The organism is Rivibacter subsaxonicus, assembly GCF_004217215.1.
Classification (GTDB): Bacteria; Pseudomonadota; Gammaproteobacteria; order Burkholderiales; family Burkholderiaceae_C; genus Rivibacter; species Rivibacter subsaxonicus.
Genome location: NZ_SHKP01000008.1, coordinates 1 through 26,865 on the forward strand (window position 1 = coordinate 1; position 26,865 = coordinate 26,865).

The window sequence follows — 26,865 nt, forward strand, 5'->3', positions numbered from 1 at the left end:
CCTCAATGCGATGCTGCGCGACCAGGCGATGTGGAACGCTGCCCGTCATCTGCGGCAGCCCATCGGAGCTTGACTTTGAAGACAGTTGCTAACCCATCATTGCAGCGGACCGCCTCCGGCGGCCGCTGAACTCAAACGTAGAGTCCAACCATGCGCACGATAGAGCAGCATTCGAGCCCTGACGGCCAGCTCACGTTGGCTGTCGTTGAACACGAAGGCGGCGAAGTCGCCGTGGGGTTCAAAGGCGGCGAGTGGCACACGCATTCGGACTTGCTTGCCGAGTGGCTCTGCGTGCCGGCGGAATCTGCGGTCAGCCATTTCGTCGAGCTAGTACTGCACGACAAGCTATCAATAGTTGTCAGCACGGACCGCGGCCTGACATTGGATCCGTGGGTCTCGGACAACCTCGCAGAAACGCTCCGGTTGTTCGGCCCTGAGAACTGCGTGCTTCGCTACTGGTCGAATGCGAGGGCGACAGCGTAAATGCAGGCTCTAACATCTCGTCCAAGTGGACCGCCTGCGGTGGTCGCTCAACTCATTCGTTAGGCCGCAGAAGGCAAGCCATGCTCTGGATCCTCGTACGCTTCGCACTCATTGGCCCCGCGTTCGGAGCACTCGGTTTCGTACTCGTCGACCAAGTGCTCCAGGTTGCCTCGGTAGCAACCAGTACCCTGGCTCAAAGCTCCAGCGTCTCCGCGTTACCCGCAACAATCAGCATCCTCTGGCTCTACGGCCTGGTACTCGCCTATCCGTTGGGCACCATCCCTGCACTCGTAACTGGCGCCGCCTTCGGACACGTGCTTCGGCGTCGACGCGAGCACCTATCCGCACCCGTGCGTGCTGCACTAGGCGCCGCCTTCGGCGTGAGCGTATCGCTCGCGTTTGGGCTGCTGTTCACCGCTAGTCTGGCGCCGCCGTCGCTGCTTCGTTGGGCCGCCGCAGGCGCAGTTGGAGGGGCAGTCTCAGGCACTGCGATTAGCGCCACTCTCTTTGCACAACTCAGGCTCCTAGGCGCGCCCTCAAATGTTGCCTAACCTGTCGTTCGAGCGGATCCACAAGGGCGTGGAACGCTGTCTTGCTTCGGTCAGGTCAGTGGCGCCGTTGCGGCCCGCTCAACTTCAAAGTTAGACGGCACATGAACATCCCAGCTCACATCGCTCCGTTCTGGAAGTCCTTCGTTCAGGTGCAGACCAAAGACCCCACTCCTCGCTTCTTCGAGGCTTTCCACTTCGATGACAACGAGCAAAGCGCCGACGAACTTGCTCTGCTTGTTCTGGCCGGCACGAAGCGAGCAACAGCCGGGCTCGTCTGGTCTTTCGAGGCAGCGGCAGTGCCATTGCCAAAGGCTGGCGACCTGAGCGTCGTCACAAACTGGGCCAAGACGCCGCTCTGCGTCATCGAGACAAAACGGGTCGATGTCATCGCATACGATCAAGTCTCAGCAGAGTTTGCAGCCTCGGAGGGTGAAGGGGATGGTTCGCTTCAGTACTGGCAGAAAGCTCACTCGGCATACTTTGGAAGAGAGTGCCAGCGCATTGGCCGTGTCCGAGATCCAAAGATGCCTGTCGTCTGCGAGCGCTTCGAAGTCGTATTTCGAGGCCAGGGTGAGCGTGCCGTCTAACCCTTTACAGGGACTTCCCCGCACGTCAAGCCGCTGATCTGAGATCGCACATTGAGTTTTTTCAGTTGAATCACGACGCAGTTTGAAGACCTGCCGAGACAGAGAACAGACTGCCCCTCTACAGACGGCCTTGTTGCACCCGGCGCGGCATGCGCGCGAGGTGCGGACCCAGATGCGAACCGCTCAGCGGGGCTCCATTCCAATCGCGTGGACCTCGGTCATCAAGGCCACCAAGGGTTAGTCGAGCTTGCCCGCCGCCGGTTGACCTGTTCAGCGCGTCTTCGTCGTCACGTCGTGCAGGGAAGCTGTTGGCTTGTGCTCGGGCGGGCGACGTGTTCATCCCCAGCGGGCCGGACTGACGCTCGCGCGGTTGGTATCGACGGCTGCGCCCTTCGGAGCACACTCCCACCAGCACCGAGTCAGAGGAGCCGAGCATGAACACCAGTGTTCGCGTTTGCGTTGCGGCCGCCACCGTCCTTCTCCTGTGCCTGCCCGCCAGGGCCGAGTCGCTGCGCTGCGCCGGCGGGCTGGCGTCGGAGGGCGACTCGAGGCTGGCGGTTGCCTTCAAGTGCGGGCAGCCGCTGCTCAAGGACAGCTTCTGTGCCCCCGTGTATTACGCGCAGACGCTGGAGCCGGTGCCGGAGGTATTCGCCAGCGCCTTCGTCCCATGCCAGCTGACGGACGAGTGGCTTTATGACCGCGGCCCCGGCAACCTGATGGCCACGGTGCGCTTTCGCTCGGGCACGGTGCAGTCGATCATCTACGGCCGTGTGCCTCGCTAGCGGCGCAATCCACGTTGCGTCCGCGGCTGGCGCGAGCAAGCGAGGCTAAGCTAGGCGCTTCGTCGAGCGGGTCGCGAGCGCGGGCCGTCGATGCCCACACTCAGCCGCTGCGAGGAGCCTTGGCGATGGTCGAAGTCACCTGGTTGCTGTTCATCGTCGCCTCGCTGGTGCTGATCGTTACGCCGGGGCAGGACATGATCCTCGTGATGTCGCGCTCGATCGCGCAGGGCGCCGCGGCCGGGGTGGCCACCGCGGCGGGAGTCAGCGTCGGCCTGGTCGGCCACACCGTGCTGGCCACGCTGGGCCTGGGTGCGTTGCTGCGCACCTCGGAGTGGCTGTTCCTCGCGCTCAAGCTGGTCGGGGCGGCCTATCTGGTCTACCTCGGCATCCAGTTGCTGCGCGCGCAGAAGCAAGAGCTGGCGATGTCGGCCGTGGCGCCGCGCCCGCTCTGGCGCCTGTTCCTGGACGGGGCGCTGTCGAACATCAGCAACCCCAAGATCGCGGTCTTCTACTTCGCCTTCCTGCCGCAGTTCGTGCTGCCGGGCGCCGCGCATCCCACGCTCGGCATCTTCGTGCTCGGCCTCGCGTTCGCCGCGCTCACCTTCATGGTCAAGGGACCGGTAGGCCTGGGCGCGGGCCTGTTGTCGGGTTGGCTGCGTTCGCGGCCCAGGGTGCTCGCGTGGATCTACCGCACAAGTGGCGCGGTGCTGATCGGCCTGGGCCTCAAGCTGGCCTTCGAGCGCCGCGCCTGAAGGTCGCGCGCCGTTGCGGCCGCCGCTGCAGGCCGACGTACGATCGCTCAAGCCAAGCACTTCGTCATACCGCCATGTGCCGCAACATCAAGACGCTGTTCAACTTCGAACCCCCGGCCACCGAGCTCGAGATCCGCGACGCCGCGCTGCAGTTCGTACGCAAGCTCAGTGGCTTCAACCTGCCGTCCAGGGCCAACGAGGCGGCCTTCGAGCGTGCGGTGGAGGAGGTTGCCGCCAGCGCCAGGGTGCTGGTGCGCTCGCTCGTGACCAGCTCAGAGCCGCGCAACCGCGAGGTCGAGGCGGCGAGGGCGCGTGCCCGGTCGGCGCTCAGGTTTGCCGGCCCGCGCCAGGAGCCGGCCGGCAGCCAGCGGTCGTAGAAGAAGAACCGAAAGCGATCGATGCTCAAGACCCTGAAGGACCTGTTCGACAACCTGCTGCCGCCCGCGCCGGGCAGCGACCCGCAAGCCACCGAGCACGCGCTGCAGCTCGCCACCGCGGTGATGCTGGTGGAGGTGATGCGCGCCGACACCAGCTTTCACGCCGGTGAGCGCGAGGCGGTGCTGGCCGCGCTGCGCGACAAGTTCGCGCTCGCGGCCGACGAGGCGCAGCGCCTGGCCGAGCTGGCCGAGACGACGGCGCGGCAGTCGACCGATCTGTTCAGCTTCACCTCGCGCATCGACGCCGCCTTCGAGATGCCGCAGAAGCTGCGCATGATCGAGCACATGTGGAGAGTGGCGCTGGCCGACGGCCATCTCAGCGCCCACGAGCGCCATGTGCTGTGGCGCGTGGCCGACCTGCTGCACGTGCCGCAGGGCGCCTACGTGCATGCGCGAATGCGGGTGGAGCAGGAGCAGCAGCAACTGGCGGCGCCCGGCGCCACGGGCTGAGTCAGGCGCCGGCCCGCCGCCGGCGGCGCTTTCGCGCCGACCGCCGCCTCATCGACCGCTGGCGCGACCCTCGGTGCGCACGTCGCTGAGATCGGGCACGGCAGCAGCCGGCGAGGCGGGCCGAAGGGTGCCGAACAACCATGCGAGCGCGGCGGCCAGACCCAGTGCCGCCTGGGTGGCAGGGACGCCGGCGCTGCCGAAGCTTGCGACCACGGCGCCGAAGGCGAGGGTCAGCGCGGCATAGCCGATCGCGGCCCGCAACGGGGAGGTCCCCTGGCGACCGCGTCGATCGGGCGCCCACAACTGTCCGGCCCAGGCCAGGCTCCATGCCGCGCCATGGGCCGCGGCCAGGCCCAGCAGGTTCCACGGACCGGGGAGCCAGATCGCCGCGATGGCCCCGGTCGCAAGGCTGGCGGCGCAGACCGCCGACAGCGTGCGCGACGACCAACGCGCGATCCAGGAGCGCAACAGCAGCGCGGGCACGAACATCGCCGCAAGATGCAGCAGCACCATCGACTGCGGCGCGATGGCCTCGGCGCGGCACCAGGCCACCATCAACGGCAGCGAGGCCATCATCGGCAGCATCGCCAGTCCGGCCAGCAGCGTCGGCCATTGCCGCGCGTCGTGCCATGCGCCCGCCGGCCAGGCCGGGAGCGAACAGTCGAACAATCCGGCGCGGCATCGGCTGGCGGTAGCGCGTGCAGCTTCGCCGCCCTGCAAAGCGATGAGCGCAACGGCGGCTGCCAGCACGAAGGCGGCCGAGCGCAAGGCCAGCGCCGGCAGGTCGCCAAGATCGCCCAGCACCAGACCGGCGCAGAGCGCGCCGAGGCTCGCCGCAGCAATCGGCGGTCCGGGCCGCACCGTCCCAGCCAGGCGCAGGCTGCGAACGACGCCGGAGGCCAGGGCCGTCAGGCCGGCCCATGCCATCAGGGCCACCAGCAAGGCCGGCACGCCGCCGCCGCGGGTGGTCCAGGCCAGCGCGGCGGCGGCGAGCGCCGCGCACAGCGACAGGGCCACGCGGCGGGTCCACGCCGGCAGGGTGTCGCGCGTTGCCACCGTGGCCGCCAGCCCGAGTGCAAGCAGCCACAGCGCGACCAGCGCAAATGCGCCGAGGGGCCCCGGGGCCAGCACCCAGGCGAGGCTGCCCAGGCCGAGCCAGCCGGTGAGCAGCAAGGCCCAGGCCACGGCGCGCGCGAGCATCAGGCGCAGCGCGAGGCGATCGTGCGCGGGCGCCGCACTCATGACGCAGCCTCGGTCGCGACCCTGGACGGCCAGCTCAACACATGGCCGGTGGCGGCCGTGAAGCGCTCGATGTCTTCCGGCGTGTCGATGTCGATCCAGTAGCGCCGGTTGTCGGTGTCGAGCCAGCGCACGCGCTCGGGGTTGGCCAGGCGCCAGCGCCGGCAGGCGGCGTCGGCGCTGCCGGCCAGCCACTCGTCGCGCAGCGCCGCCTCGAAGATCACCGGATTGCCCGGTTCGGCGACGCCGTCGTCGCCGCGCACTCTGGGCACCACCATCGCCGCGTCGCCACGCTTCTTGAAGGCGCTGATGAGGGCGGTGATGTCCTGCGCGTCGATCAGCGGCTGGTCGGCCAGCGCGACGATCACCGCGTCGAGCCTGGGCGACAGCGCGCGCAAGCCGACGCGAACCGACGCGGCCTGGCCCTCGTCGGGCGCGGGGTTGTGCGCCAGCGTGATCGGAAAGCTTTGCACCGCGGCCTCGATCGCCGCGGCGTGATGGCCGAGCACGACCACGACCTCGTCGACGCCGGCGCCCGACAGGGCGATCAACTGACGCAGGATCAACGGCACGCCGCCCAGTTCGAGCAGGGCCTTCGGCCGCCCGCCCAGCCGGGAGCCGGCGCCGGCCGCCAGCAGGACGGCGCCGATGGTGGTGCGGCTGTAGAGGCCGTTGGCCTTGAGAAGGCAGCCCATCGTCAGTGCAAGGTGGCCAGCAGTTGGGGCAGCACCGCGCGGATGCTGGCGAGGTCGGCTCCGGGCGCGAGCAGGTCCAGATGCGGCAGCGCGGCTTGCATGCCCTGGCAGCTCGGCGCGTAGCCCGGGCGCTGGGCGAGCGGGTTGAGCCAGACCACGCGCCGCGCGCGCCGCCGCAGTTGCGCCAGCGCCTGCGAAAGCAGCGCCGGATCGCCGGTGTCGTAGCCGTCGCTCATGATCAGGATCGCGGTACGCGAATGGACGATGCGCGCTGCATGTTCGCGATTGAACTGCGCCAGGCTTTCGCCGATGCGGGTGCCGCCGGCCCACCCTTGCGCGATCAGGTGCAATTGCTCCTGCGCGCGCCACGGGTCGGGGTCGTGCAGCGCCTTCGACACCGCGGTGACGCGGGTGTGGAAGATGAAGCTGTGCACGTCCGGCAATTCGGCGCCGAGCGCGCGCGCCAGCCGCAGGTAGAAGAAGCTGTAGAGCGCCATCGAGCGGCTGACGTCGATCAGCAGCACCAGGCGCGGGCGCACGCGGCGGCGGTCGCGCCATTCGAGGTGGAACGGCGTGCCGCCGCTGGCGACGCTGCGGCGGATGATGGCGGGCAGGTCGAGCCGCCGGCCGTGGCGCGCGCGGGCCTCGCGGCGCAGGCGCAGGCGCTTGAGCTGGCGGGCAAGGCGGCGCATCAGCGCCTCGATGTCTAGCGTGTGCTCGCGTTCGGTCAGCGCGCGGAAATCGGTCGAGCTCAGGACCTCCTCGCGGCTGGCGGCGCGGCGCGGGCGTTGCTCGTCGTCGTCGCCAGTCGCGTCGCGATCGCGCGCGGGCGCTTCATGCGTGTCGCCGCCGAGCCTGCCGTCCTCGGCCTCGCGGCGTTCGGGCCGCTGCCAGCGGTTGGCCGGCAGGAACCAGGCATCGAAGAGCTCGTCGAAGCGCCGCCATTCGTCGCCGCGACCGCACAGCAGCGCCTGCAGGCTCCAGCGCAGGATCTGCGGATCGAGCACCCCGACACGCTGAGCGGCGTGCAGCACCGGCACCGCGTCGGCCCCGCCGACCGCAAAACCGTTGGCGTGCAGAAAGGCCGGGAAGCTCCTCAGCCGCGCCGCAGCCATGTCGTTCAGCAGCGGTGGATCGTCGAGCTTCAGCATGCGGCCGCCAGTCGGGCCACGACCTCGCGCGGGAAGGCCGCCCGGTCGTCGCGGGTCTTGATCAGGGCGCTCAGCGTTTGCAGGATGCGTTCGGCGCCGTCTTGTTCGATCACGGAAATGTCGAGTCGCAGCAGCGCCGCGGCCCAGTCGAGGGTCTCGGCGATGCCGGGCTTCTTCTGCAGATCCATGCGGCGCACCGCCTGCACGAAGGCGACGATCTGTTGCGCCAGCGCGGCCGCCACCGCGGGTGCCTTCTTCTGCACGATCGCCAGTTCCTTGGCGTGGTCGGGGTAGTCGATGTACTGGTACAGGCAGCGCCGGCGCAGCGCGTCCGACAGCTCGCGGGTGCCGTTGGAGGTGATCACCACCAGCGGCCGGCTGGTTGCGTGCACAGTGCCGAGTTCCGGGATCGAGAGCTGGAAGTCGGACAGCAGTTCGAGCAGGTAGGCCTCGAAGGCCTCGTCGGCGCGGTCGACCTCGTCGATCAGCAGCACCGGCGGCTGCTCGCAGCTGATGGCTTCGAGCAGCGGGCGCCTGAGCAGGTAGCGCTCGGAGAAGATGTCCTGCTCCTTCTGCGCCAGATCCTTGCCGCTCGCGCGTTCGTCATGCTCGAGCAGCTTGATCGCGAGCAGCTGGCGCTGGTAGTTCCATTCGTACATCGCCGAGTGTGCGTCGAGCCCCTCGTAGCACTGGAGCCGGATCAACCGCGTGTTGCGGATCGTTGCCAGCACCTTGCCGACCTCGGTCTTGCCGACGCCGGCGTCGCCTTCGAGCAGCAGCGGCCGGCCGAGGTCCTGCATCAGCAGCAGCGCGGCCACCAGGCTCGGTTCGGCGATGTAGCCGGCCTGCGCCAGGTCGCGCTGCCAGGCGGCGAGTTCCTGCGCGCGATCGGAAGTCATGCCAGGCCCGACACCAGGTCGTTGAGTCCGGCCGAGGCCGGCGGATCGAAGCTCCTTTCGAGCCGGACTTTCATGCGTGGCGGTCGAGACCTAGCGCGTGGCATTGCTGCCAGACGCGGAAGGCGGTGTGCGGCATGTCCATGTGGGTCACGCCCAGGTGCGCGAAGGCATCGATCACCGCGTTGCTGAAGCAGGGGATGCCGCCCACATGCGGCGACTCGGCCACGCCCTTGGCGCCGATCGGATGGTGCGGGCAGGGCGTGACCGTGTGGTCGGTCTCCCAGTGCGGCGTCTCCATCGAGGTCGGCAGGTAGTAGTCCATCAGGCTGTTGCCGAGGTGGTTGCCGTTGTCGTCGAAGGGGATCTGCTGGCCGAAAGCCACCGCGAAGGCCTCGGTCAGCCCGCCGTGGATCTGGCCCTCGATGACCATCGGGTTGATGCGCGTGCCGCAGTCGTCGAGCGCGTAGAAGCGACGCACCTTGGTCTCGCCGGTGTAGCGGTCGACATCGACCACGCACAGGTAGGCGCCAAAGGGGAAGGTCATGTTCGGCGGGTCGTAGTAGGACACCGCGTTCAGGCCCTGCTCCATGCCGGCCGGAATGTTGGAGGTATGGGCGACCATGCAGATCTCCTTCATGGTCTTGGCCTGCTCCGGGTTGCCCTTGACCTTGAAGCGATCGATCTCCCATTCGAGGTCGGCCTCGGCCACTTCGAGCAGGTGGGCGGCGATCTGTCTGGCCTTGTCCTTGATCTTGCGTGCGGCCTGTGCGGTGGCCGCACCCGAGACCGGCGTCGAGCGCGAACCCCAGGTGCCGGCGCCGTAGGGCGCCTTGTCGGTGTCGCCCTCTTCGACCACGATGTCGCTGGCCGGCAGGCCAAGCTCGGTGGCGATGATCTGCGCGTAGGTCGTGGCGTGACCCTGGCCCTGGGTCATCGTGCCCAGGCGGGCGATGACGCCGCCGGTCGGATGGACGCGGATCTCGCAGCTGTCGAACAGGCCGATGCCGAGGATGTCGCAGACCTTGGTCGGGCCGGCACCGACGATCTCGGTGAAGGTGGCCAGGCCAATGCCCATCAGCGTCGTGGCTTTCGGGTCGGCGCGCAGGGCGGCCTGCTCGCGGCGCAGGCCCTCGTAGTCCACCGCCTTGAGCACCTTGTCGAGCGCCGGGTGATAGGCGCCGCTGTCGAGCGTCCAGCCGAGCGAGGTGGTGTAGGGGAACTGTTCGGCCTTGACGAAGTTGCGGCGCCGGATCTCGGCCTTGTCGATGCCGAGCTTCAGGGCCAGCACGTCGATCATGCGTTCGATCAGGTAGACCGCCTCGGTCACGCGCAGCGAGCAGCGGTAGGCCACGCCGCCCGGTGCCTTGTTGGTGTAGACCGCGTCGACCCGGCAATAGGCGTTCGGGATCGCGTAGGAGCCGGTGCAGATCGAAAACAGGCCGGCGGGGAGCTTGGTGGCCGAGACATGCGAGTTGAAGGCGCCATGGTCGGCCAGCGCGGTGAAGCGCAGCGCCTTGATGCGGCCATCGGCATCGGCCGCGAGTTCGCCGACGCCGTGATAGTCGCGCGCAAAGCCGGTGGTGCCGATGTTCTCCATCCGCGACTCGATCCACTTGACCGGTACGCCGGTCACGATCGACGCGACGATTGCAACCACGTAGCCGGGGTAGACCGGCACCTTGTTGCCGAAGCCGCCGCCGATGTCGCCGCCGACCACGCGGATCTTGCTCTCGGCCACGCCCGACAGCATCGCCAGCACGGTGCGCACCAGGTGCGGGGCCTGGGTCGTCATGTAGACCGTGAGATGGCCCGTGGCCTTGTTGAAGGAGGCGACGCAGCCGCAGGTTTCGAGCGGGCAGGGGTGCACGCGCGGGTTCAGGATCTCCTCGCGCACCGTGACGGCGGCGCCGGCAAAGGCCGCGTCGGCCGCGGCCTTGTCGCCGGCTTCCCAGGTGAAGATGTGGTTCGGGTGGGTGCGCGGGCCGTGGCCGACCTCGGTCTTGTCGGCGATGTCCTCGCGAATGACCACCGCGTCCTTGTCCATCGAATGCTTCGGGTCGACGATCGCCGGCAACTCCTCGTAGTCGACCTCGACCAGCGCCGCGCCGTCGGCTGCCGTGTAGCGGTCGGTGGCCAGCACCATGGCCACTTCCTGCATCTGGAAGCACACCTTCTTGTCGGCCAGCACGGCCTGCACGTCGCCGCCGAGCGTCGGCATCCAGTGCAGGTTGACGGGTTTCAGGTCGTCGGCCGTCAGCACCGCCACCACCCCGGGGCAGGCCAGCGCCTTGCTCTTGTCGATGCCCTTGATGCGCGCATGCGCGTACGGACTGCGCACGAGCGCGCCGAACAGCATGCCGGGCAGCTTGATGTCATCGACGTAGCTGCCCTGGCCGCGGATGAACTTCGCGTCCTCCTTGCGCAGCAGCGAGGTGCCCATGCCCTGCAGCTTCTGTTCGCGTTCCTGGAGTTCGGCCATGTCGCCCATGAGAGTGCTCCCGTGTGTTCGAGGGGATCAGGCCGTCGCGGCCGCGAGCTTCTTCGCGGCCGACTGCACCGCCTTGACGATGTTCTGGTAGCCGGTGCAGCGGCACAGGTTCCCGGCGATGCCGTAGCGGATCTCCTGCTCGCTCGGATTCGGGTTCTCCTGGAGCAGGCGGTAGGCGCGCGTGATCATGCCGGGCGTGCAGTAGCCGCACTGCAGGCCGTGCTCCTCGTGAAAGGCCTGCTGCAGCGCGTGCAGCACGCCGGCCTGCTCCAGCCCCTCGATCGTGAGCATCTCGGCGCCCTCGCACTGTGCCGTCAGCACGGTGCAGCTCTTCAGCGACATGCCGTCGACGTCGACGGTGCAGGCGCCGCAGTGCGAGGTCTCGCAGCCGATGTGTGGCCCGGTGTGCGCGAGCTTCTCGCGCAGCGTGTGGATGAGCAGCTCGCGCGGCTCGACCTCGACGCTCACGCCCTTGCCGTTGAGCGTGAAGTGCACCTTGTGCGTGTTTGCCATGCTGAGCTCCCGCCTAGGGCCTGTTAACGCTACCGGAGGGCTCGCGCCCGGGCCGCGCAGGCCGCAGGGGTAGGCGCGAGGGAGGACGCGTGCTTCTTGCACGCAACGACCGAGCAACGCCGCCTTGCGGCCTGCGCGACCCGGGCCCGAAGGGTGATCCCAGGAAACTGCGGCCCTCGGCGTTGCAAAGCTCGCCGGGAGACTACCCCGGCTGCGCTTTGCGCCTTGATGGCCTTTGTTTCCTGGGTCACGCGAGCCCTCCGGTAGCGTTAACAGGCCCTAGTTCGCGCGCGCGGCCGCGGCCTGCAGCGCGCGGCGCGTCATCTCGCCACACATCGCCGTCTTGTAGGCCACGTCGCCGCGCTGGTCGGTCGAGGGCTCGCAGATCGACATTGCCAGCCGCGCCGCCTCGTCGACGCTGGCGGCGTCGAGCGCCTTGCCGACCAGGCTGGCCTCGGAGGCACTCGCCTTGAGCGCGGTCGGGCCGGCGTTGGTCAGGCCGATCGCGACCTTGGCGACCTTGCCGCCGCTCATCTGCAGCAGGACCGCCGTGGCCGCGGTCGCGAAGTCGCCGGTCTTGCGCTTGAGCTTCTGGTACGACCAGCCGCTACCCGGCGGCGGGATCGGGATGCGGATGCGGGTCAGGATCTCGTCGGGCTCGAGCAGCGTCGAATAGAAGCCGACAAAGAAGCCCTCGGCCTTGACGACGCGTTCACCCTTCGGCCCCTGCAGCACGAAGGAGGCGTCGAGCGCCAGCATCAGCGCCGGGTGGTCGTTGCCCGGGTCGCCATGCGAGATGTCGCCGCCGATCGTGCCCTTGTAGCGCACCTGAGGATCGGCGATCCAGCCGGCGCCCTCGACCAGAAGCGGCAGCTTGTCGGCCAGCAGCGGCGAACGAAGCAGGTCGTCCTCGGTCGTCATCGCGCCGATCAGGATCTCGTTGCCGGACTGCGAGATGCCGCGCAACTCGCCGATCCGGCCGAGGTCGACCAGGTGGCTCGGCTGCGCGAAGCGCAGCTTCATCATCGGCAGCAGGCTGTGGCCGCCGGCCAGCAGCTTGGCGTCGGGTCCCAGGTCGCCAAGCAGCTTGATCGCATCGCCGACCGAGCGCGGCGCGTGATAGTCGAACGCGGCTGGAATCATGGTCGCTGTCTCCTGCAAGGTCGTCGTGGACGATCACGAACCGGGCGCGCCCGATCCTGGCGTCGGCGACGACAGTACCGACGACGCAGTGCAGCAAGCGCGGGCGCTGCACGAACCGCGTGGCGCCGTACACGAACGACGCTGCGCACTGCACGAGCCGCGTGCTGGCATGGCCGACTCAGCGCTCGGCTGCGACCTCGGTGATGCCGAGGCGGTCGAGCAGGCGCGGCACGCTGCTGCGCGCCACCGGCAAGCCGCGGTCCTCGTCGCCGCTGAGCTTGAGCAGCACCTTGCCGTCGTCACGCACGATCTGCTCGGCGTAGTCGAGGTTGGCGATGTAGCTGCGGTGGATGCGCAGGAACGAGCCGCTGTCGAGCCGCCCCTCCAGATCGCCGATCGTCAGGTTGCAGAAGCTCGAGCCCTGCGCCGTGTGAACCCAGGTGTAGTGACCCTCGGCGCGCACGTAGCGCACGCTGGCGGCGTCGACCAGCACGATGCGGTTGGCCGATACCGTCGGGATCTTCAGCAACTGGCGCTTGGTGCCCGGGCGCGACGCACCCGGCTCGTCGCGGATCACGGCATCGGTGATGTCATAGAACACCAGCGTGTAGCCGAAGGTGTCGCCACGCAGGTCGGACAGCTTGCTCACCTTGATCAGCAACACCCGCTCGGGAATGTTGATGATCATCGTCATCGGTGGCGGGTTGCTGACCGGGCACTCGGCCTGGTCGAGCAGGAACTTGACCTTCGACTGCGAGCGCTCGGGATGGAAGGACAGCACCATCTTCTCGAAGGGCTGCTTGTCCTCGACGGGCAGCACGCGCCGCGCGAAGCTGTTCATCGCCACGACCTTGAGGTCGCGGTCGAGCTGAACCAGCCCGACGTCGCTGCGCTCGAGCAGGTACAGCGGACTGCTGGTCGCCACCCGTGTGTCCAAGCTGGAACTCCTCGGTTTCCGACCCTTGCATTAGATCGCTCCCACTGCGCAGGCGTATCGGGCAAAGCCTGAGCGCCGCGCGCTCGCCCTGGGCTGTTGACGCGGGAGGGCGACGGACGGCGGGGCCTGCGGATCAAGGGTTTTGAGACAAGTCTCACAGAAACCCCAGTCAGCTCAACTTGAACGGCTACGGTCGTCAATGTCGGTACATTTGCGCGCAATTCGGCGCGAGTGCGGCGTAGTGCCCACTTACAATCTGGCCAGCATCCAACTACTTCTGACTGGATCCAGCACCATGAATTTCAAGCGAGTTTGCGCGCGAGTTGCGCTGGCGTCGACGGGTCTTCTGGCAATTGCCAACGCGGCCGTCGCGGCTACGGCCATCGGCACCTTTCCTGTGACGGCGACCGTCAACAATACCTGCACCGTCAGTTCCGCCGCCGGCGTCGCCTTTGGCGCCTATGCCGGAGCCGCGCTGACGGGTACCGGCACTATCACCCTGAGCTGCAATAAGGGCGTGACGGTTAGCAGTCTGTTTCTCGGCGACGGCGCCAATGTGGGTACCGCTAATCAGAAACGTATGCTGGGTGCTGTCGGTGAATATCTCAACTACAACATCGACGTGCCGACCGGCGCGACGCTGACGACCTGCCCGGCCGCCGGCACGAACGAATGGAACGCGACTGGCGCGCCGACGGGCGCAGAGCTGACGACGCTGTTTGCAACTACCGGCGGTGCGAAGACCATCGCAATTTGCGGTTCGGTGCCGGCTGGGCAGTTTCCTCAGAGTGGTGCCTATGCCGACACCATCACGATGACGCTCACCTATAACTGAATCCCGCCCTGGCGGCGTCGCGTGTCCTGACATGCGGCGGCCGGGAGATACGATGACGGCGGGCCGGTATTGGCCGCCGTCATTTTCCATTTTGGGACGGGAGCGATGTTCGTGCGACGAGCGCCTGGAATCTGGGGTTTTGCGCTGGCCGCGGGGCTGGCGATGTGGTGCGGCGCGGCGAGCGCCGGTACCTTCGGTCTGTCGCCGATGCGCGTCGAGCTGTCGGCCGCCGCGCCGACGGCGGTGCTGACGCTGAGCAATAGCGGCGACACGCCGGTCACGCTGCAGATCCAGGCGCGCGCCTGGCAGCAGGTCGGCGGCCAGGACGAGCAGGGCGCGACCTCGGACCTGATCCTGAACCCCTCGCTGGCAACGATCCCGCCCGGCGGCGAGCAGATCGTGCGCGTGGCGCTGCGCAACCCGCCCGATCGCGAGCGCGAGCGCGCCTACCGGCTGCTGGTGCGCGAGGTGCCGAGCACCGAGGTGCCCGAGGCGCAGCCGGCTTCGCTGGGCTTGCGCATGGCGCTGGCCATGGACATCCCGATGTTCGTGGCGCCGATCGCCAAGGAGGGACGCGCGCAGCCGCTCGTCTCCATCGAGAAGGCGCCCGCCGGTGCCTCGCAGCTCAGGATTGCCAACGAAGGCCCGCGCCACCTGCGGTTGACCGACCTCGTTGTCTCTCAGGGTGGCCAGGTGCTGGCGCAGCAGGGTGTCTTCGTCGTGCTGGCCGGCGCCGAGCGCCGCCTGCCGCTGGCGGCGGCGGATCCGAAGGCGGCCGCCGCTCCCATCGCCGTCAAGGCGCAGAGCAACGTCGGACCGATCGAGCTGAATGTCCAGGCCGCGTCGCCGCGCTGACGCCAGCGGTCCGGCCATGCGGCACGCGCTGCGAATCGCCGCCGTCGGCATGGCGCTGGCACTTGGCAGCGGGCCGATGCTGGCGGCCGAGTCGGCGCCGGAGGCGGAGTCCGAGTTGGCCACCCTGGCTTTGCGCCTGAACGGCGCGCTGCGGCCCGACGTCGTCTACGTCGCGCGGCAGGGATCGCGCACCTACCTCGACGAGGCGAGCTTCGCGACGCTCGATCTGGTGCCGCGCGGCACGGCACCGCCGCGCATCGACATCGGCGGGCGGCGCTACGTCGAGCTCGATGGCATTGCTGGGCTGGCTCATCGCGTCGATGGTGCGCGCCAGGAACTGGTGCTCGAGATCGAGCCGACCGCGCTCGGCGGCACCCAGGCCAGCCTGGCTCCGGGCGCGAGCCTGCGGCCGCGGCGCCCGGACTGGGGCGGCTTCCTCAACTACTCGCTGTTCGGTTATGCCGATCGCGGCACCGAGCTGGCGCCGTCGAGCCAGTACGCGTCGGGAGCCGGCGAGGCGGTGGTCTTCGGGCCCTACGGCAGCGGCCTGGTCAGCGCCGTCGCCAACCCCAGCGTCTTCGGCTACGGCCAGACGCAGAAGCTGGTTCGCCTCGACACCAACTGGCGCTACGACGACGTCGACACGATGCGCACGGTAGTGGCCGGCGATGCGATCAGCCTGCCCGGCAGCTGGGGCCGGGCGGTGCGCTATGCCGGCCTGCAGTACAGCTCCAACTTTTCGCTGCAGCCCTCGTTCATCAGCTATCCGCTGCAGTCGATCGGCGGTCTCGCGAGCCTGCCGTCGACCGTCGACATCTACGCCAACAACGTGCGGCTTGCGTCGCAGCCGGTCCAGTCCGGGCCCTTTGCCATCAACAACATGCCGATGATCACCGGCGCCGGCGAGATGTCGGTGGTGGTCAGGAACGCCTTCGGCCAGGAGCAGGTGATTTCGCAGCCCTTCTACGTCGCCCGCGATCTGCTGGCGCCGGGGCTGTCGCAGTTCGCCTTCGACCTGGGCGTGCCGCGCTACAACTACGGCATCAGGAGCGCCGACTACCGCGGCTGGCTCGGCTCGCTGGTCTACCGCGAGGGCATCAGCAACGAGCTGACGCTGGAAGGGCGCGCCGAGGGCGACAACCATGTGCGCGGCATCGGCCTCAGCGCCGACGCCCTGCTCGGCAACGCCGGCGTGCTGACCGCCGGCGCGGTGGCCAGCATCGGCGAGCGCGGCACCGGCACGCGGCTGATCCTCGGCTTCAGCCGCCAGGCGCAATGGTTCAGCTTCGCGCTGCGCTCGACCTGGGCCAGCCCCGATGCGCAGGAGGTCGGCGAGGTCGGCGAGTTGGGCGACCTGCTCGCCGCGCCGCGGCTGAAGCGGCTCGCCTACGCCACCACCAGCCTGAGCCTGGGTGGCGGCGGGTCGCTCGCGCTGGCCTTGGCCAAGCGCGAGTACTGGGACTTCCCGGGGTTCGACGTGGGCACGCTGAGCTACTCGCGCTCGGCCGGGCCACTGGGATTCTTCACCCTGGCCCTGAGCCGCTCGATCGGCTGGCCGAACCAGACCCAGGTCTATGCCGGCTTCTCGTTCCTGCTCGGCGGCAGCGCCAGCGGCTCGGCGGGCTACCAGAACACGCGCAGCGGCGGCTCGAACAACGGCTACGGAATTGTGTCGGTGCAGCAGGCGCCGCCGGTCGGCGAGGGCTATGGCTATCGTCTGCTGGCCCAGACCGATGGCCGGGCCGAGGCCGGCGTCGAGTACGCCAGCGCGATCGGCCGCTACGGTGTCGAGGTGGCCCGTGCCTACGGCTCGGAGGCGGTGCGCGGCTCGATCTCCGGCGGCGTCGGCTTCCTCGGCGGCAGCGCCTTCCTCGCGCGCCCGATCACCGAGAGCTTCGGCCTGGTGCGCGTCGGCGGCGTCGCCGGCGTCGACGTGCTGCAGGACAACGTCGTGGTCGGCCGCACCGACGCCGACGGCCAACTCGTCATCTCGCGCATCCCGGCCTACAACGCGAGCAAGATCTCCATCGATCCGCTTTCGGTGCCGATCGATGCCAGCGTCTCGAAGACGCGCGAATGGGTGACCTCCTACCAGCGCACCGGCGTGCTGATCGACTTTGCGCTCAGGCGCGAGCGCAACGCGCTGCTGCGCTTCGTCGACGGTGCCGGCAAGCCACTGCCGGTGGGCGCGATGGTCGAGGTCGAAGGGCGGGCCGAGCGCTACCCGATCGGCTTCGATGGCGAGGCCTTCGTGAGCAATCTGGAAGGCAGTCACCGGCTGCGCGTGCGTTCGCCGGGCGTGGTCTGCGAGATCGAGGTCAAACTCGGGGCGGCCGATCCGGCGGTCTCTGAGCTCGGCCCCTACAGCTGCAAGGGAAGCAATTCATGAGAGCACTGCTGCGCCTGTGTGGCGCCGCGCTGTTGCTGGCGCAGGCCGTCGATGCCCATGCCGCGCACAGCTGCACGGTCGCGGTCGGTACGCTCGCCTTCGGCGCCTACACGGGCACGCAGAACAATTCGTCGGCGACGATGACGATCCGCTGCACGCGGGTGCTGTTCGACGCGCGGACCCTGAACTACAGCGCGGCCCTGTCGACCGGCGCCGGCACCTTTGCCCAGCGCCGCCTGACGAAGGCGCCGGACACGCTCAACTACAACCTCTACCTGACGACGGTGCCGGCCGTGCTCAACACCAGCGTCTGGGGCGATGGCACCGGCGGCACGGTCACGGCGAGCGGCGCCATCACGTGGCCGATCCTCGACTTCGCGGCGCGGACCGTCACTCACATCGTCGCCGGCGCCATCGCCGGCGGCGCCTACCCGAGCGCCGGCCTCTACCAGGACACGATCACCGTGACCCTGACCTACGACTGAGCGCCGGGCACCGGCACGTCGCTCTTCACATCGCCGCTTCGAGCATCGCGCGGTAGTCCTCGCGGCTCGCCAGCCGCGGGTTGGTTTTGTGGCAATGGTCGGCCAGCGCGCCGTCGATGATCTTGTCGAACCAGTCGCGCTCGACGCCCATCGCTGCCAGGCCGGTGGGCAGGCCGAGACGGGCGTTCATGTCCTTGATCGCCGGGCCAAGGTCGGCGGCGCTGCCCAGTTCCATCGCCTGCGCCATGCGCTCCAGGCGGCGCTCGCTCCTGACGCTCTCGGCCTCGGCGTTGAAGGCGATCACGGCCGGCAGGAACATCGCGTTGAGCGTGCCGTGGTGCAGCCGCGGGTTCACGCCGCCGAGGCTGTGGCTGAGGCTGTGGACGCAGCCCAGGCCCTTCTGGAAGGCCATCGCGCCCTGCATCGAGGCGCTCATCATGTGCTTGCGCGCCTCGCGGTCGGCGCCCGTGCGCGTGGCACCCTCGATATGGGCCCAGCCGCGCGTGAGGCCATCGAGCGCGATGCCGTCGGCCGGCGGGTTGAAGGGCGGCGCCATGAAGGTTTCCATGCAATGCGCGATCGCGTCCATACCGGTGGCAGCGGTCAGCAGCGGCGGCAGGCCGAGCGTGAGCTCGGGGTCGCAGATCGCCGCCTTGGGCATCAGGTGCCAGCTGTGGAAGCCGAGCTTGCGGCCATCGTCGACGATGACGATCGCGCCGCGCGCGACCTCGCTGCCGGTGCCGCTGGTGGTTGGCACCGCGATGATCGGCAGCACGGCGGTCGTGATCTTCGGCGAGCCGCCCTCGATGGTGGCGTAGGTCTTGAGCGGTCCGGGGTGGGTGGCGTGGATCGACAGGCCCTTGGCCAGGTCCATGCTGGAGCCGCCGCCGACCGCCACCAGGCCGTCGGCCTTGTGCGCCTCGAGCACCTCGCGCGCCGCGCGCACGGCGGCCTCGGTCGGGTTGGACGGCGTGCCGTCGAACACCGCGACGGGCAGGTCCTTGAGCGCATCCAGCGCCGGCTGCAGCACGCCGGCCGCACGCACGCCGGCGTCGGTGACGATCAGCGGGCGCTTGATGCCGACGCGCGCGCATTCCTCGGCGAGCAGCTTCACCGCGCCGAAGTCGAACTGGATCTGGGTGAGATAGAGGATGGTGGCCATGGGCAATCGACGAACTCGGTTGATCGATCCGACCAGTATGCTCGCGGCCGGCCAGAGCTCTTGTCACTGACGTTCCAATGAAACTGACGCCGCAGATGCAGGGCGTGCTCGAGCGGATCCACCGCGCCGCGCGCCCGCCGTTCTACACGCTGACGCCGGTGGCCGCGCGCGCGGCCTACCTCGCGGGATCCGAGATCCTCGACCTGCCGCGCGCCGCGCTGCCGCGGGTCGAGAACCTGCAGGTCCCGGCCCGCGACGGCCATGCGCTGGCCGCGAGGCTCTACGCGCCGAGCCTCGACACCGGCCTGCCGGTGCTGCTCTACCTGCACGGTGGCGGCTTCACGATCGGCAGCGTCGACACCCACGACAGCCTGTGCCGCCAGCTGGCGCTGCTCAGCGGCGCGGCGGTGCTGTCGCTCGACTACCGGCTGGCGCCCGAGTGGCGCTTTCCGGTCGCTTTCGAGGACACGCTCGACGCGCTGCACTGGCTGGCGGCCGGCGCCGAGGCGCTCGGCCTTGACGGCACGCGCATCGCGATCGGCGGTGACAGCGCCGGCGGCACGCTCGCGGCGGCCACCGCGGTGCACGTGGCACGCCACGGCGGCCCCGCGCTGGCCCTGCAGCTGCTGTTCTACCCCGGCTGCGGCGAGCTCGAGGGCACAGCCTCGTACCACCTCTACGGCAACGGCTACCTGCTCGACGTCACGACCATCGACTGGTTCTTCGAGCAGACCATCGACCGCCACGCACGCCACGACCCGCGCTTTGCGCCGCGCTGCGCCGACGAAGTGGAGGGTGCCGCCCCGGCCTGGATCGGCCTGGCCGAATGCGACCCGCTGACCGACAGCGCGGTGGCCTACGGCGACCAGCTGCGCGCCGCCGGCGTGCCGGTCGAACTGGAAATCTGGCGCGGCGTGGTCCACGATTTCATCAAGATGGGCCGCGCGATCCCCGAGGCAGGACGGGCGCACGCCGCCGCCGCTCAGGCCCTCAGGGCCGCCTTCTCGATCTGAACCGAATGGAAGCCAAGACCATGAACCGCGCCGAATTCCGCCACCTGCACCGCCTGCGCGTGCGCTGGGTCGAGGTCGACCTGCAGAAGATCGTCTTCAACGGCCACTACCTGATGTACTTCGACACCGCGGTCGCCGACTACTGGCGCGCGCTGGCGCTGCCCTACATCGAATCGATGCACTACTTCGGCGGCGATCTCTACGTGCGCAAGGCCACGCTCGAATACCACGCCTCGGCTGCCTACGACGACGTGCTCGACATCGGCATCCGCTGTACCCGCATCGGCAGCTCGTCGATGCTGCTGGCCGCCGGCGTCTTCAGGCAGGAGAAGCTGCTGGTTTCGGGCGAACTGGTCTATGTCTTTGCCGATCCCGCCACCCAGACCAGCAAGCCGGTGCCGCACGAGTTGCGGGCGGTGATCGACGGCTTCGAGGCCGGCAAGCCGATGTTCGAGGTGCGCACCGGCAGTTGGGGCGAGCTGGGCAAGGACGCACGCGCGATCCGCACCGAGGTCTTCGTCGAGGAGCAGGCGATCCCGGCCGAGATGGAGTGGGACGCCGCCGACGCTGGCTGCCTGCACGCGGTGGCCTACAACCGCATCGGCATGCCGCTGGCCACCGGCCGGCTGCTCGAGCATGTGCCGGGCGTGGCCAAGATCGGCCGCATGGCGGTGCGCCAGCCGCTGCGCGGCGGCGGCGCCGGGCGCGCGGTGCTCGCCGCGCTGATGCAGGCCGCGCGCCAGAACGGCGACCGCGAGGCGGTGCTGCACGCGCAGCTGTCCGCGGTCGGCTTCTACGCACGCGCCGGCTTCACCGAGCGCGGCCCGCGCTTCGAGGAGGCGGGCATTCCGCACGTGGAGATGGTGCGCGGGCTGTGAGCGTGGCGCGCAGGGTGCTCTTTGTCTGCGGCCAGAACCGCCTGCGCAGCCCGACCGCCGAGCAGGTGTTCGCCGACTGGCCCGGCATCGAGGTCGATTCCGCCGGACTCAAGCCCGAGTCCGACACGCCGCTGACGCCCGAGGCGCTGAGCTGGGCCGAACTGATCTTCGTGATGGAGAAGGCGCAGCGACGCAAGCTCGAGCAGCGCTTTCGACCGCACCTGGGCGGCAAGCGGATCATCTGCCTCGACATTGCTGACCGCTATAGCTTCATGGAGCCGGCGCTGGTCGAACTGCTGCTGGCGCGCGTGTCGCGCCACCTTCCGGCGCGCTGAACGCGGCGAAACTCAGCCCGCCAGCGCCTCGATCGACTCGCCCAGCTCCAGCCAGCGCGCCTCCAGCGCCGCGATCTCGTCTTCGAGCGCCTTGAGGCGCTTGCCGCGCTCGGCGCGGTGGGCCGGGGTGAGCGCCGCGTCGGCCAGGCTATCGCCGAGCGCGGCGCGCTCGGTGTTGGCCGCCGCCATGCGGGCCTCGACCCTGGCCAGTTCGGTCTTCAGCGGCTTGGCCCGCGCGGCGAGCTTCTGGCGCTGCTCGGCAGTGGCCTTGCGATCGTCGCGGCCGGAGCCGGCGGTCGGCGCCGCGGCTGGCGCCAGGGCCTTGGGCGCAGGTGCCGGAGCCGGTGTCGCCACCGCCGTCCGCTGCGCCTGTGCGTAGGCCTTGGCCTGCTCCTTGGCCTGTTCGAGCAGCCAGCGCTGGTAGTCGTCGAGGTCGCCGTCGAAGTCGCCGACGCCGCCGCGGGTGACGAGCCAGAACTCGTCGCAGACCTCGCGCAGCAGCGCGCGGTCGTGGCTGACCAGCATCACGCTGCCTTCGAACTCGTTGAGCGCCATGCTCAGCGCTTCGCGGGTGCTCAGGTCGAGGTGGTTGGTCGGCTCGTCGAGCAGCAGCAGGTTGGGCTTTTGCCAGACGATCATCGCCAGCACCAGGCGCGCCTTCTCGCCGCCGCTCAGCGAGCCGACCTGCTGGTGCACCATCTCGCCGGTGAAGCGGAACTGGCCGAGGAAGTCGCGCAGTTCCTGCTCGCGCCAGCCGCCGCCGGGAAGGATCTGCTTGGCCAGCCGGATCATGTGCTCGAGCGGGCCGCTGTCGGGCATCAGCACGTCCATCTCCTGCTGGGCGAAGTAGCCGATCGACAGGCCCTTGCCCTCGGTCACGCTGCCGCTGATCTGCGGCAGGGTGCGCGCCAGTGTCTTGACCAGCGTCGACTTGCCCTGGCCGTTGGCGCCGAGGATGCCGATGCGCTGGCCCGGCATCACGGAGCGGTTGATGCCGGCGACGATCGTGATCGGCTCGCCGCCATCGAGCGAGGGGTAGCCGCAGACCATGTCGCGCATCGCGAGCATCGGGTTCGGCAGGTTGGCCGGCTCGCGGAACTCGAAGCTGAAGTCGGCCGCGGTCAGCACCGGCGCCAGCTTCTCCATGCGCTCCAGCGCCTTGACCCGGCTCTGGGCCTGCTTGGCCTTGCTGGCCTTGGCCTTGAAGCGGTCGATGAAACGCTGCAGCTGCGCCACCTTGTCCTGCTGGCGGCTGAAGGCGGCGGCCTGCTGGCTCATGCGCTCGGCGCGCATGGTCTCGAAGGTCGTGTAGTTGCCGCCGTAGCGCGTGAGCTGGGCGTCGTCGAGGTGCACCGTGACCTTGGTGATCGCGTCGAGGAACTCGCGGTCATGGCTGATCACGAGCATCGTGCCCTCGTAGCGCTGCAGCCAGGCCTCGAGCCAGACCAGGGCGTCGAGGTCGAGGTGGTTGGTCGGTTCGTCGAGCAGCAGCAGGTCGCTCGGGCACATCAGCGCACGTGCCAGTTGCAGGCGCATGCGCCAGCCGCCGGAGAAGCTGTCGACCGGCGCGTCGAGTTGCGCGCTCTTGAAGCCGAGGCCGAGCATCAGCGCCTGGGCGCGCGGCACGGCGTCGTAGGCGCCGACCTCGGCCAGCACGGCGTGCGCCTCGCCGATCGCGTGGCCGTCGTCGGCCTCCTCGGCGACGCGCAGCGCAGCCTCGGCCTCCATCAGCCGGGTGTCGCCCTCGAGCACGAAGGCGGTGGCCGGCTGATCGGTCTCGGGCATGTTCTGCGCGACTTCGGCCATGCGCCAGCGACGCGGGAAGTCGAAGTCGCCGGCGTCGGCCTGCAGCTTGCCGGTGAGCAATGCGAACAGCGAGGACTTGCCGGCGCCATTGCGGCCGATCAGGCCGACCTTCTCCCCCGGGTTGAGCGTGAGGCTCGCGTTGCTCAGCACGAGCTTGGTGCCGCGGCGCAGCGAAAGTGACTTGATCTGGATCATTCTTGTATTTTCCCGGTGCGCTTTGCACAGAGCGAAAACGGGTGTTGGAGCGACCGCAACTAGGGGGTTGCTGCGTTGCCGCACCGAAATCTAAGGTGCACTCAGCGGCGGGCGCTTCGACCCGCTTGGGAGTGCAGTATGAAAGGGATCCACCGTTGGCTAGCGGGGTTGGCCGTGGCGCTTGGCCTGGGGGCCGGAGCGGCGCTCGCGGCGCCGACACCCGCCGATGGCGCCCAGAGCGCTCAGGTCACGACTGCCCCTATTGTCGGTGCTCCGGCCGATCTGCCGTCGGCGCAGGTCCGGCAGCCGGCCGAGCCGGCGCGCGAGGCCCGGACTGGGGTCGACATCGATCCTCTGACGGTGCTGCTGGCTGCGATCGGCGTCGGTGCGCTGTTGCTGCTGCGCCGGGCCTCGGCGGATCGCTGAGAGCGGTCCCTGCGCGAGGGCCGCGTCGCTACCCGGCTGCCAGCGTGTCGCGGGTGAGTAGCAGCACCTGATCCTCGCCGGCGCTGGTGGCAAGCCACACCGCCTCAAGGCGCGGGAAGGCGCGTTCGAAGTTGGCCCGCTCGTTGCCGATCTCGAGCACCAGCACAGCGTTCTCGCTCATCACGCGCGGCGCGTCCGCGAGCAGGCCGCGGATGAAGTCCATGCCGTCCTCGCCGCTGGCCAATGCCAGTTCGGGCTCGGCCCGGTACTCGGCCGGCAGCGCCGCCATCGAGGCCGCGTTGACGTAGGGCGGGTTGCACAGGATCAGGTCGTAGGGGCCGCTCAGCGCCGCCAGGCCATTGCCCTGCAGCAGCGTGATGCGGTCCTGCAGCGCATGCCGCTCGACGTTGATGCGCGCCACGGCCAGCGCGTCGGCCGACAGGTCGCTGGCATCGACGTCAACCTCCGGCCAGGCCATCGCCGCCAGCACCGCGAGGCTGCCGTTGCCGGTGCAGAGGTCGAGCACGCGCTTGGTGTGGTCGCCGAGCCAGAAGTCGATCGAGGCGTCGGCGATCAGTTCGGCAATGAAGCTGCGCGGCACGATGGCGCGCTCGTCCACGTAGAACGGTATGCCCTGCAACCAGGCCTCGTGGGTGAGGTAGGCCGCGGGTTGGCGGGTCGCGATGCGGCGGTCGATCAGCTCGGCGGCCTTGGCAGCCTCGGTCTCGCTCACCGCGCGCTGCTCATGTTCGCCGAGTGCATCGATCGGCAGGCCGAGCGACCACTGCACCAGCCATGCGGCCTCGTCGAAGGCGTTCGCGGTGCCGTGGCCGAAGGCCAGGCCGGCTGCGTCGAGGCGGGCCGCCTCGCGCTCGATCAGTTCGATCAGGGTCATGACGACCCCTTGTCCGACGCGTACGTCGGCCGGTCCCCCAAGGGGACGCGGGCCGCCTTGGGAGCGGCCCGGCGCTCGGCCCGCGGTCGGCGCACATCGGCTGCGCGTCTCATGCGATGAGCCGTTCCAGCACGCCGCGATAGATCTGCGCCAGCGGGCCCAGGTCGGCCACCGCCACGTGTTCGTCGATCTTGTGGATGCTCGCGTTGATCGGCCCGAGCTCGACCAGCTGCGGGCAGATCTGCGCGATGAAGCGGCCGTCGGAGGTGCCGCCGGTGGTCGACAGTACCGCCTCGCGGCCGGTGACGGCGCGGATCGAGGCGCGCATCGCATCGGTCAGCGTGCCGGGCGCGGTGAGGAAGGGCAGGCCGCCGAGCGTCCAGGCCAGCGTGTAGCGCAGGCCGTGGCGGTCGAGCAGCTCGTGCACGCGCTGCTTGAGCTGCTCGGGCGTGCTGGCCGTGCTGTAGCGGAAGTTGAAGTCGAGCACCGCCTCGCCCGGGATCACGTTACCGGCGCCGGTGCCGGCATGCAGGTTCGAGACCTGCATGCTGGTCGGGGGGAAATGCTCGTTGCCCTCGTCCCAGCGCATCGCGACCAGCTCGGCCAGCGGCGCGCCGAGGCGGTGGATCGGGTTGTCGGCCAGCTGCGGGTAGGCCACGTGGCCCTGGACGCCGTGAATCACAAGCCGAGCCGAAAGCGAACCGCGCCGACCATGCTTGATCATGTCGCCAAGCACGCCGACGCAGGAGGGCTCGCCGACGACGCAGTAGTCCAGGCGCGTGCCTTGCTCGCGCAGCCACTCGACCACGCGCACGGTGCCGTCGTTGGCCGGGCCTTCCTCGTCGCTGGTAAGCAGGAAGGCGATGCCGCCGGCATGCTGCGCTTGCGCGGCGACGAAGCTCTCGGCCGCCACGACCATCGCCGCCAGCGAGCTCTTCATGTCGGCAGCGCCGCGGCCGAAGAGCAGGCCGTCGCGATGGCTCGGCACGAAGGGGTCGTTGGTCCAGCGCTCGAGCGGGCCGGTCGGCACCACGTCGGTGTGACCGGCAAAGACCAGCAGCTTGCCGGCGCTGCCCGCGCTGCCGCGGCGGATCGCCCAGAGATTGGTGACGCGGAAGTCCTCAGGCCCGCTCTGCAGCGTCTGCAGCTCGAAGCCGCAGGCCGCGAGGCGCTCGCCGATCAGCTGCTGGCAGTCGGCGTCGTCGGGCGTGACCGAACGCCGCGCGATCAGCTGTTCGGCCAGGCGCAGCGTTTCATGCTGCAGGTCCATCCGGTGCCCAAGCTATTGCAGCGCGCCGAAGTTGGTGCGCTTGGGACCGTCGTCGTAGCGCACCTCGAGATTGATCTCGGTGAAGGAGGGACCCTCGTCCTTCTCCTCCTTCTTGGGAATGAGCTTGGAGACGGTGCCGGTGTCGTTCTGCAGGCGCCACATCAGGTTGGTCGGCGAGTCGGCGTAGGCGATGCCGTCCTCGCGACTGATGACGCCGTCGTTGATGAGCCGCGCGAGATCGAACTCGAAGGTCTGCGAACCCTCGGCCATCGAGTTCTCGACCGCCTCCTTGATCGCCGAGAAGTCGCCCTGGGCGATCAGGTCGGAGATCAGCTTGGTGTTGAGCAGCACCTCGACCGAGGGCACGCGGCCGCCGGCGACCGAACGGATCAGGCGCTGCGAGACCACCGCCTTGAGCGCGGCCGAGAGGTCGCCGAGCAGCGCCGGGCGTGCCTCGGGCGTGTAGAAGCTCAGGATGCGGCCGAGCGCGTGATAGCTGTTGTTGGCGTGCAGCGTCGAGACCACCAGGTGGCCCGAGAGCGCGTAGGAGATCGCCGCGGTCATGGTCTCGCGGTCGCGGATCTCGCCGATCAGGATGCAGTCGGGGGCCTGGCGCAGCGCGTTCTTGAGGCCGACCTGCAGGCTCTGCGTGTCGCGGCCGACCTCGCGCTGGTTGACGATCGACTTCTTGTTGGAGAACAGGAACTCGACCGGATCCTCGATCGTGAGGATGTGGCCCGCCATGTTCTTGTTGCGATGCTCGAGCATCGCCGCCAGCGTCGTGCTCTTGCCGGTGCCGGTGGCGCCGACCAGCAGGATCAGGCCGCGCTTCTCGAGGATCATCGTGTTGAGCGTGGCCGGCAGCTTGAGCGAGTCGAGCGACGGGATGTCGACCGGAATGCAGCGGAACACCGCCGCGATCGAGCCGCGCTGCCTGAAGGCGCTGAGGCGGAAGCTGCCGACGCCGGCCAGGCCGATGCCCATGTTGAGCTCGCCGAGTTCGTCGAGCTCTTCCATCTGCTTGGGCGTCAGCACCTCGGCCAGCAACTGGCGCGGCTGCTCGGGCGTGAGCGCGGTGTCGGAAAGCTGCAGCAGCTGGCCGTTGATCTTGATCTGGATCGGCGCGTTGGCCGAGAGGTAGACGTCGGAGGCCTTCTTGTCGGCCATCAGGCGCAGCACGCGCTCCATGTTGCCACTGCTCATCGCTGCATTCT

27 protein-coding genes are annotated in these 26,865 nt (G+C 69.1%); 14 read left to right on the top strand and 13 right to left on the bottom strand.

The window, feature by feature from the left end:
- Positions 1–150: 150 nt before the first annotated feature.
- From EV670_RS15660 to EV670_RS15685, 6 genes are all read left to right on the top strand, one after another.
- Positions 151–483, top strand: coding sequence for a hypothetical protein (locus tag EV670_RS15660; protein WP_130433861.1), 333 nt, complete (start codon positions 151–153; stop codon positions 481–483).
- Positions 484–1,135: 652 nt separating this feature from the next.
- Positions 1,136–1,621: an ASCH domain-containing protein gene (locus tag EV670_RS15665; protein WP_130433863.1), complete on the top strand. Its 486-nt coding sequence runs from the start codon at positions 1,136–1,138 to the stop codon at positions 1,619–1,621.
- Between the two features lie 434 nt (positions 1,622–2,055).
- The gene (locus tag EV670_RS15670) at positions 2,056–2,403 is read left to right on the top strand and encodes a DUF2845 domain-containing protein (RefSeq protein ID WP_130433865.1); all 348 of its coding nucleotides are present in this window, start codon (positions 2,056–2,058) and stop codon (positions 2,401–2,403) included.
- A 125-nt stretch (positions 2,404–2,528) separates the two neighbouring features.
- Positions 2,529–3,155 (top strand): LysE family translocator, encoded by a 627-nt coding sequence (locus tag EV670_RS15675; RefSeq protein ID WP_130433867.1) that lies wholly within the window; start codon positions 2,529–2,531, stop codon positions 3,153–3,155.
- A gap of 74 nt (positions 3,156–3,229) precedes the next feature.
- Complete coding sequence (locus EV670_RS15680; RefSeq protein ID WP_130433869.1) at positions 3,230–3,532, top strand: DUF2277 domain-containing protein; 303 nt, start codon at positions 3,230–3,232, stop codon at positions 3,530–3,532.
- Positions 3,533–3,553: 21 nt separating this feature from the next.
- On the top strand, positions 3,554–4,042 hold the full coding sequence (locus tag EV670_RS15685; RefSeq protein ID WP_130433871.1) for a tellurite resistance TerB family protein: 489 nt from the start codon (positions 3,554–3,556) through the stop codon (positions 4,040–4,042).
- Between the two features lie 48 nt (positions 4,043–4,090).
- Here the strand turns inward: EV670_RS15685 and EV670_RS15690 are convergent, their stop codons facing one another.
- From EV670_RS15690 to EV670_RS15725, 8 genes are all read right to left on the bottom strand, one after another.
- Complete coding sequence (locus EV670_RS15690) at positions 4,091–5,284, bottom strand: hypothetical protein (protein ID WP_130433873.1); 1,194 nt, start codon at positions 5,282–5,284, stop codon at positions 4,091–4,093.
- Positions 5,281–5,976 carry a nucleotidyltransferase family protein gene (locus EV670_RS15695; protein WP_130433875.1) on the bottom strand — a complete coding sequence of 232 codons (696 nt, stop codon included), beginning with the start codon at positions 5,974–5,976 and terminating at the stop codon, positions 5,281–5,283. The genes EV670_RS15690 and EV670_RS15695 overlap by 4 nt, the downstream gene beginning before the upstream one ends.
- A gap of 2 nt (positions 5,977–5,978) precedes the next feature.
- The gene (locus EV670_RS15700) at positions 5,979–7,127 is read right to left on the bottom strand and encodes a vWA domain-containing protein (protein ID WP_130433877.1); all 1,149 of its coding nucleotides are present in this window, start codon (positions 7,125–7,127) and stop codon (positions 5,979–5,981) included.
- Positions 7,121–8,026, bottom strand: coding sequence for an AAA family ATPase (locus EV670_RS15705; protein ID WP_130433879.1), 906 nt, complete (start codon positions 8,024–8,026; stop codon positions 7,121–7,123). Before EV670_RS15705 ends, EV670_RS15700 begins: the two co-directional genes overlap by 7 nt.
- A 70-nt stretch (positions 8,027–8,096) precedes the next feature.
- Positions 8,097–10,514, bottom strand: a complete 2,418-nt coding sequence (locus EV670_RS15710) for an aerobic carbon-monoxide dehydrogenase large subunit (RefSeq protein WP_130433881.1) — start codon at positions 10,512–10,514, stop codon at positions 8,097–8,099.
- Positions 10,515–10,541: 27 nt separating this feature from the next.
- Positions 10,542–11,027 carry a (2Fe-2S)-binding protein gene (locus EV670_RS15715; RefSeq protein ID WP_130433883.1) on the bottom strand — a complete coding sequence of 162 codons (486 nt, stop codon included), beginning with the start codon at positions 11,025–11,027 and terminating at the stop codon, positions 10,542–10,544.
- A gap of 279 nt (positions 11,028–11,306) precedes the next feature.
- Positions 11,307–12,170, bottom strand: coding sequence for an FAD binding domain-containing protein (locus EV670_RS15720; RefSeq protein ID WP_130433885.1), 864 nt, complete (start codon positions 12,168–12,170; stop codon positions 11,307–11,309).
- 178 nt (positions 12,171–12,348) lie between these two features.
- Positions 12,349–13,107, bottom strand: coding sequence for a PAS domain-containing transcriptional regulator (locus tag EV670_RS15725; protein WP_130433887.1), 759 nt, complete (start codon positions 13,105–13,107; stop codon positions 12,349–12,351).
- 295 nt (positions 13,108–13,402) lie between these two features.
- Between EV670_RS15725 and EV670_RS15730 the strand changes: the two genes are divergently transcribed.
- The 4 genes from EV670_RS15730 (at position 13,403) to EV670_RS15745 (ending at position 17,671) form a co-directional block, all read left to right on the top strand.
- Complete coding sequence (locus EV670_RS15730; protein WP_165393340.1) at positions 13,403–13,942, top strand: Csu type fimbrial protein; 540 nt, start codon at positions 13,403–13,405, stop codon at positions 13,940–13,942.
- A 105-nt stretch (positions 13,943–14,047) separates the two neighbouring features.
- Positions 14,048–14,797 carry a fimbrial biogenesis chaperone gene (locus EV670_RS15735; protein ID WP_130433891.1) on the top strand — a complete coding sequence of 250 codons (750 nt, stop codon included), beginning with the start codon at positions 14,048–14,050 and terminating at the stop codon, positions 14,795–14,797.
- Positions 14,798–14,813: 16 nt separating this feature from the next.
- Entirely contained in the window at positions 14,814–17,186 is a 2,373-nt protein-coding gene (locus tag EV670_RS15740) for a fimbria/pilus outer membrane usher protein (protein WP_165393341.1), read from the top strand.
- Complete coding sequence (locus EV670_RS15745; RefSeq protein ID WP_130433895.1) at positions 17,183–17,671, top strand: spore coat protein U domain-containing protein; 489 nt, start codon at positions 17,183–17,185, stop codon at positions 17,669–17,671. The genes EV670_RS15740 and EV670_RS15745 overlap by 4 nt, the downstream gene beginning before the upstream one ends.
- A gap of 25 nt (positions 17,672–17,696) precedes the next feature.
- Here EV670_RS15745 and EV670_RS15750 read toward each other — a convergent pair whose 3' ends face one another.
- Positions 17,697–18,833 (bottom strand): iron-containing alcohol dehydrogenase, encoded by a 1,137-nt coding sequence (locus EV670_RS15750; protein ID WP_130433897.1) that lies wholly within the window; start codon positions 18,831–18,833, stop codon positions 17,697–17,699.
- 77 nt (positions 18,834–18,910) lie between these two features.
- Between EV670_RS15750 and EV670_RS15755 the strand changes: the two genes are divergently transcribed.
- Genes EV670_RS15755 through EV670_RS15765 form a run of 3 tightly spaced genes read left to right on the top strand, consistent with a single transcriptional unit; the run spans position 18,911 to position 21,059 of the window.
- The gene (locus tag EV670_RS15755; RefSeq protein ID WP_242617009.1) at positions 18,911–19,846 is read left to right on the top strand and encodes an alpha/beta hydrolase; all 936 of its coding nucleotides are present in this window, start codon (positions 18,911–18,913) and stop codon (positions 19,844–19,846) included.
- 20 nt (positions 19,847–19,866) lie between these two features.
- Positions 19,867–20,724: a YbgC/FadM family acyl-CoA thioesterase gene (locus tag EV670_RS15760; RefSeq protein WP_130433899.1), complete on the top strand. Its 858-nt coding sequence runs from the start codon at positions 19,867–19,869 to the stop codon at positions 20,722–20,724.
- Positions 20,725–20,738: 14 nt separating this feature from the next.
- Positions 20,739–21,059: a low molecular weight protein tyrosine phosphatase family protein gene (locus tag EV670_RS15765; RefSeq protein WP_242617010.1), complete on the top strand. Its 321-nt coding sequence runs from the start codon at positions 20,739–20,741 to the stop codon at positions 21,057–21,059.
- Positions 21,060–21,071: 12 nt separating this feature from the next.
- On the opposite strand, the gene EV670_RS15770 is transcribed toward EV670_RS15765, so the two are convergent.
- Complete coding sequence (locus tag EV670_RS15770; protein WP_130433901.1) at positions 21,072–23,060, bottom strand: ABC-F family ATP-binding cassette domain-containing protein; 1,989 nt, start codon at positions 23,058–23,060, stop codon at positions 21,072–21,074.
- Between the two features lie 174 nt (positions 23,061–23,234).
- Here EV670_RS15770 and EV670_RS15775 point away from each other — a divergent pair, with 174 nt between their 5' ends.
- On the top strand, positions 23,235–23,486 hold the full coding sequence (locus tag EV670_RS15775; protein ID WP_130433903.1) for a hypothetical protein: 252 nt from the start codon (positions 23,235–23,237) through the stop codon (positions 23,484–23,486).
- A 28-nt stretch (positions 23,487–23,514) separates the two neighbouring features.
- Here EV670_RS15775 and prmB read toward each other — a convergent pair whose 3' ends face one another.
- The 3 genes from prmB to EV670_RS15790 form a co-directional block, all read right to left on the bottom strand.
- Positions 23,515–24,381, bottom strand: a complete 867-nt coding sequence (prmB, locus tag EV670_RS15780) for a 50S ribosomal protein L3 N(5)-glutamine methyltransferase (RefSeq protein ID WP_130433905.1) — start codon at positions 24,379–24,381, stop codon at positions 23,515–23,517.
- Between the two features lie 109 nt (positions 24,382–24,490).
- Positions 24,491–25,651 carry a succinyl-diaminopimelate desuccinylase gene (gene dapE, locus EV670_RS15785; protein WP_130433907.1) on the bottom strand — a complete coding sequence of 387 codons (1,161 nt, stop codon included), beginning with the start codon at positions 25,649–25,651 and terminating at the stop codon, positions 24,491–24,493.
- 12 nt (positions 25,652–25,663) lie between these two features.
- Entirely contained in the window at positions 25,664–26,854 is a 1,191-nt protein-coding gene (locus EV670_RS15790) for a PilT/PilU family type 4a pilus ATPase (protein ID WP_130433909.1), read from the bottom strand.
- Positions 26,855–26,865 lie beyond the last annotated feature (11 nt).

What these genes read in the sequence shown, in the direction of transcription:
- EV670_RS15730 (WP_165393340.1), top strand. Translation starts at nt 13,403, where the DNA reads ATGAATTTCAAGCGAGTTTGCGCGCGAGTTGCGCTGGCGTCGACGGGT.
- EV670_RS15760 (WP_130433899.1), top strand. Translation starts at nt 19,867, where the DNA reads ATGAACCGCGCCGAATTCCGCCACCTGCACCGCCTGCGCGTGCGCTGG.
- EV670_RS15680 (WP_130433869.1), top strand. Translation starts at nt 3,230, where the DNA reads ATGTGCCGCAACATCAAGACGCTGTTCAACTTCGAACCCCCGGCCACC.
- EV670_RS15685 (WP_130433871.1), top strand. Translation starts at nt 3,554, where the DNA reads ATGCTCAAGACCCTGAAGGACCTGTTCGACAACCTGCTGCCGCCCGCG.
- EV670_RS15690 (WP_130433873.1), bottom strand. Translation starts at nt 5,284, where the DNA reads ATGAGTGCGGCGCCCGCGCACGATCGCCTCGCGCTGCGCCTGATGCTC.
- EV670_RS15740 (WP_165393341.1), top strand. Translation starts at nt 14,814, where the DNA reads ATGCGGCACGCGCTGCGAATCGCCGCCGTCGGCATGGCGCTGGCACTT.
- EV670_RS15720 (WP_130433885.1), bottom strand. Translation starts at nt 12,170, where the DNA reads ATGATTCCAGCCGCGTTCGACTATCACGCGCCGCGCTCGGTCGGCGAT.
- prmB (WP_130433905.1), bottom strand. Translation starts at nt 24,381, where the DNA reads ATGACCCTGATCGAACTGATCGAGCGCGAGGCGGCCCGCCTCGACGCA.
- EV670_RS15675 (WP_130433867.1), top strand. Translation starts at nt 2,529, where the DNA reads ATGGTCGAAGTCACCTGGTTGCTGTTCATCGTCGCCTCGCTGGTGCTG.
- EV670_RS15790 (WP_130433909.1), bottom strand. Translation starts at nt 26,854, where the DNA reads ATGAGCAGTGGCAACATGGAGCGCGTGCTGCGCCTGATGGCCGACAAG.
- EV670_RS15755 (WP_242617009.1), top strand. Translation starts at nt 18,911, where the DNA reads ATGAAACTGACGCCGCAGATGCAGGGCGTGCTCGAGCGGATCCACCGC.
- EV670_RS15695 (WP_130433875.1), bottom strand. Translation starts at nt 5,976, where the DNA reads ATGGGCTGCCTTCTCAAGGCCAACGGCCTCTACAGCCGCACCACCATC.
- EV670_RS15715 (WP_130433883.1), bottom strand. Translation starts at nt 11,027, where the DNA reads ATGGCAAACACGCACAAGGTGCACTTCACGCTCAACGGCAAGGGCGTG.
- EV670_RS15670 (WP_130433865.1), top strand. Translation starts at nt 2,056, where the DNA reads ATGAACACCAGTGTTCGCGTTTGCGTTGCGGCCGCCACCGTCCTTCTC.
- EV670_RS15750 (WP_130433897.1), bottom strand. Translation starts at nt 18,833, where the DNA reads ATGGCCACCATCCTCTATCTCACCCAGATCCAGTTCGACTTCGGCGCG.
- EV670_RS15700 (WP_130433877.1), bottom strand. Translation starts at nt 7,127, where the DNA reads ATGCTGAAGCTCGACGATCCACCGCTGCTGAACGACATGGCTGCGGCG.
- EV670_RS15710 (WP_130433881.1), bottom strand. Translation starts at nt 10,514, where the DNA reads ATGGGCGACATGGCCGAACTCCAGGAACGCGAACAGAAGCTGCAGGGC.
- EV670_RS15705 (WP_130433879.1), bottom strand. Translation starts at nt 8,026, where the DNA reads ATGACTTCCGATCGCGCGCAGGAACTCGCCGCCTGGCAGCGCGACCTG.
- dapE (WP_130433907.1), bottom strand. Translation starts at nt 25,651, where the DNA reads ATGGACCTGCAGCATGAAACGCTGCGCCTGGCCGAACAGCTGATCGCG.
- EV670_RS15660 (WP_130433861.1), top strand. Translation starts at nt 151, where the DNA reads ATGCGCACGATAGAGCAGCATTCGAGCCCTGACGGCCAGCTCACGTTG.
- EV670_RS15770 (WP_130433901.1), bottom strand. Translation starts at nt 23,060, where the DNA reads ATGATCCAGATCAAGTCACTTTCGCTGCGCCGCGGCACCAAGCTCGTG.
- EV670_RS15735 (WP_130433891.1), top strand. Translation starts at nt 14,048, where the DNA reads ATGTTCGTGCGACGAGCGCCTGGAATCTGGGGTTTTGCGCTGGCCGCG.
- EV670_RS15745 (WP_130433895.1), top strand. Translation starts at nt 17,183, where the DNA reads ATGAGAGCACTGCTGCGCCTGTGTGGCGCCGCGCTGTTGCTGGCGCAG.
- EV670_RS15665 (WP_130433863.1), top strand. Translation starts at nt 1,136, where the DNA reads ATGAACATCCCAGCTCACATCGCTCCGTTCTGGAAGTCCTTCGTTCAG.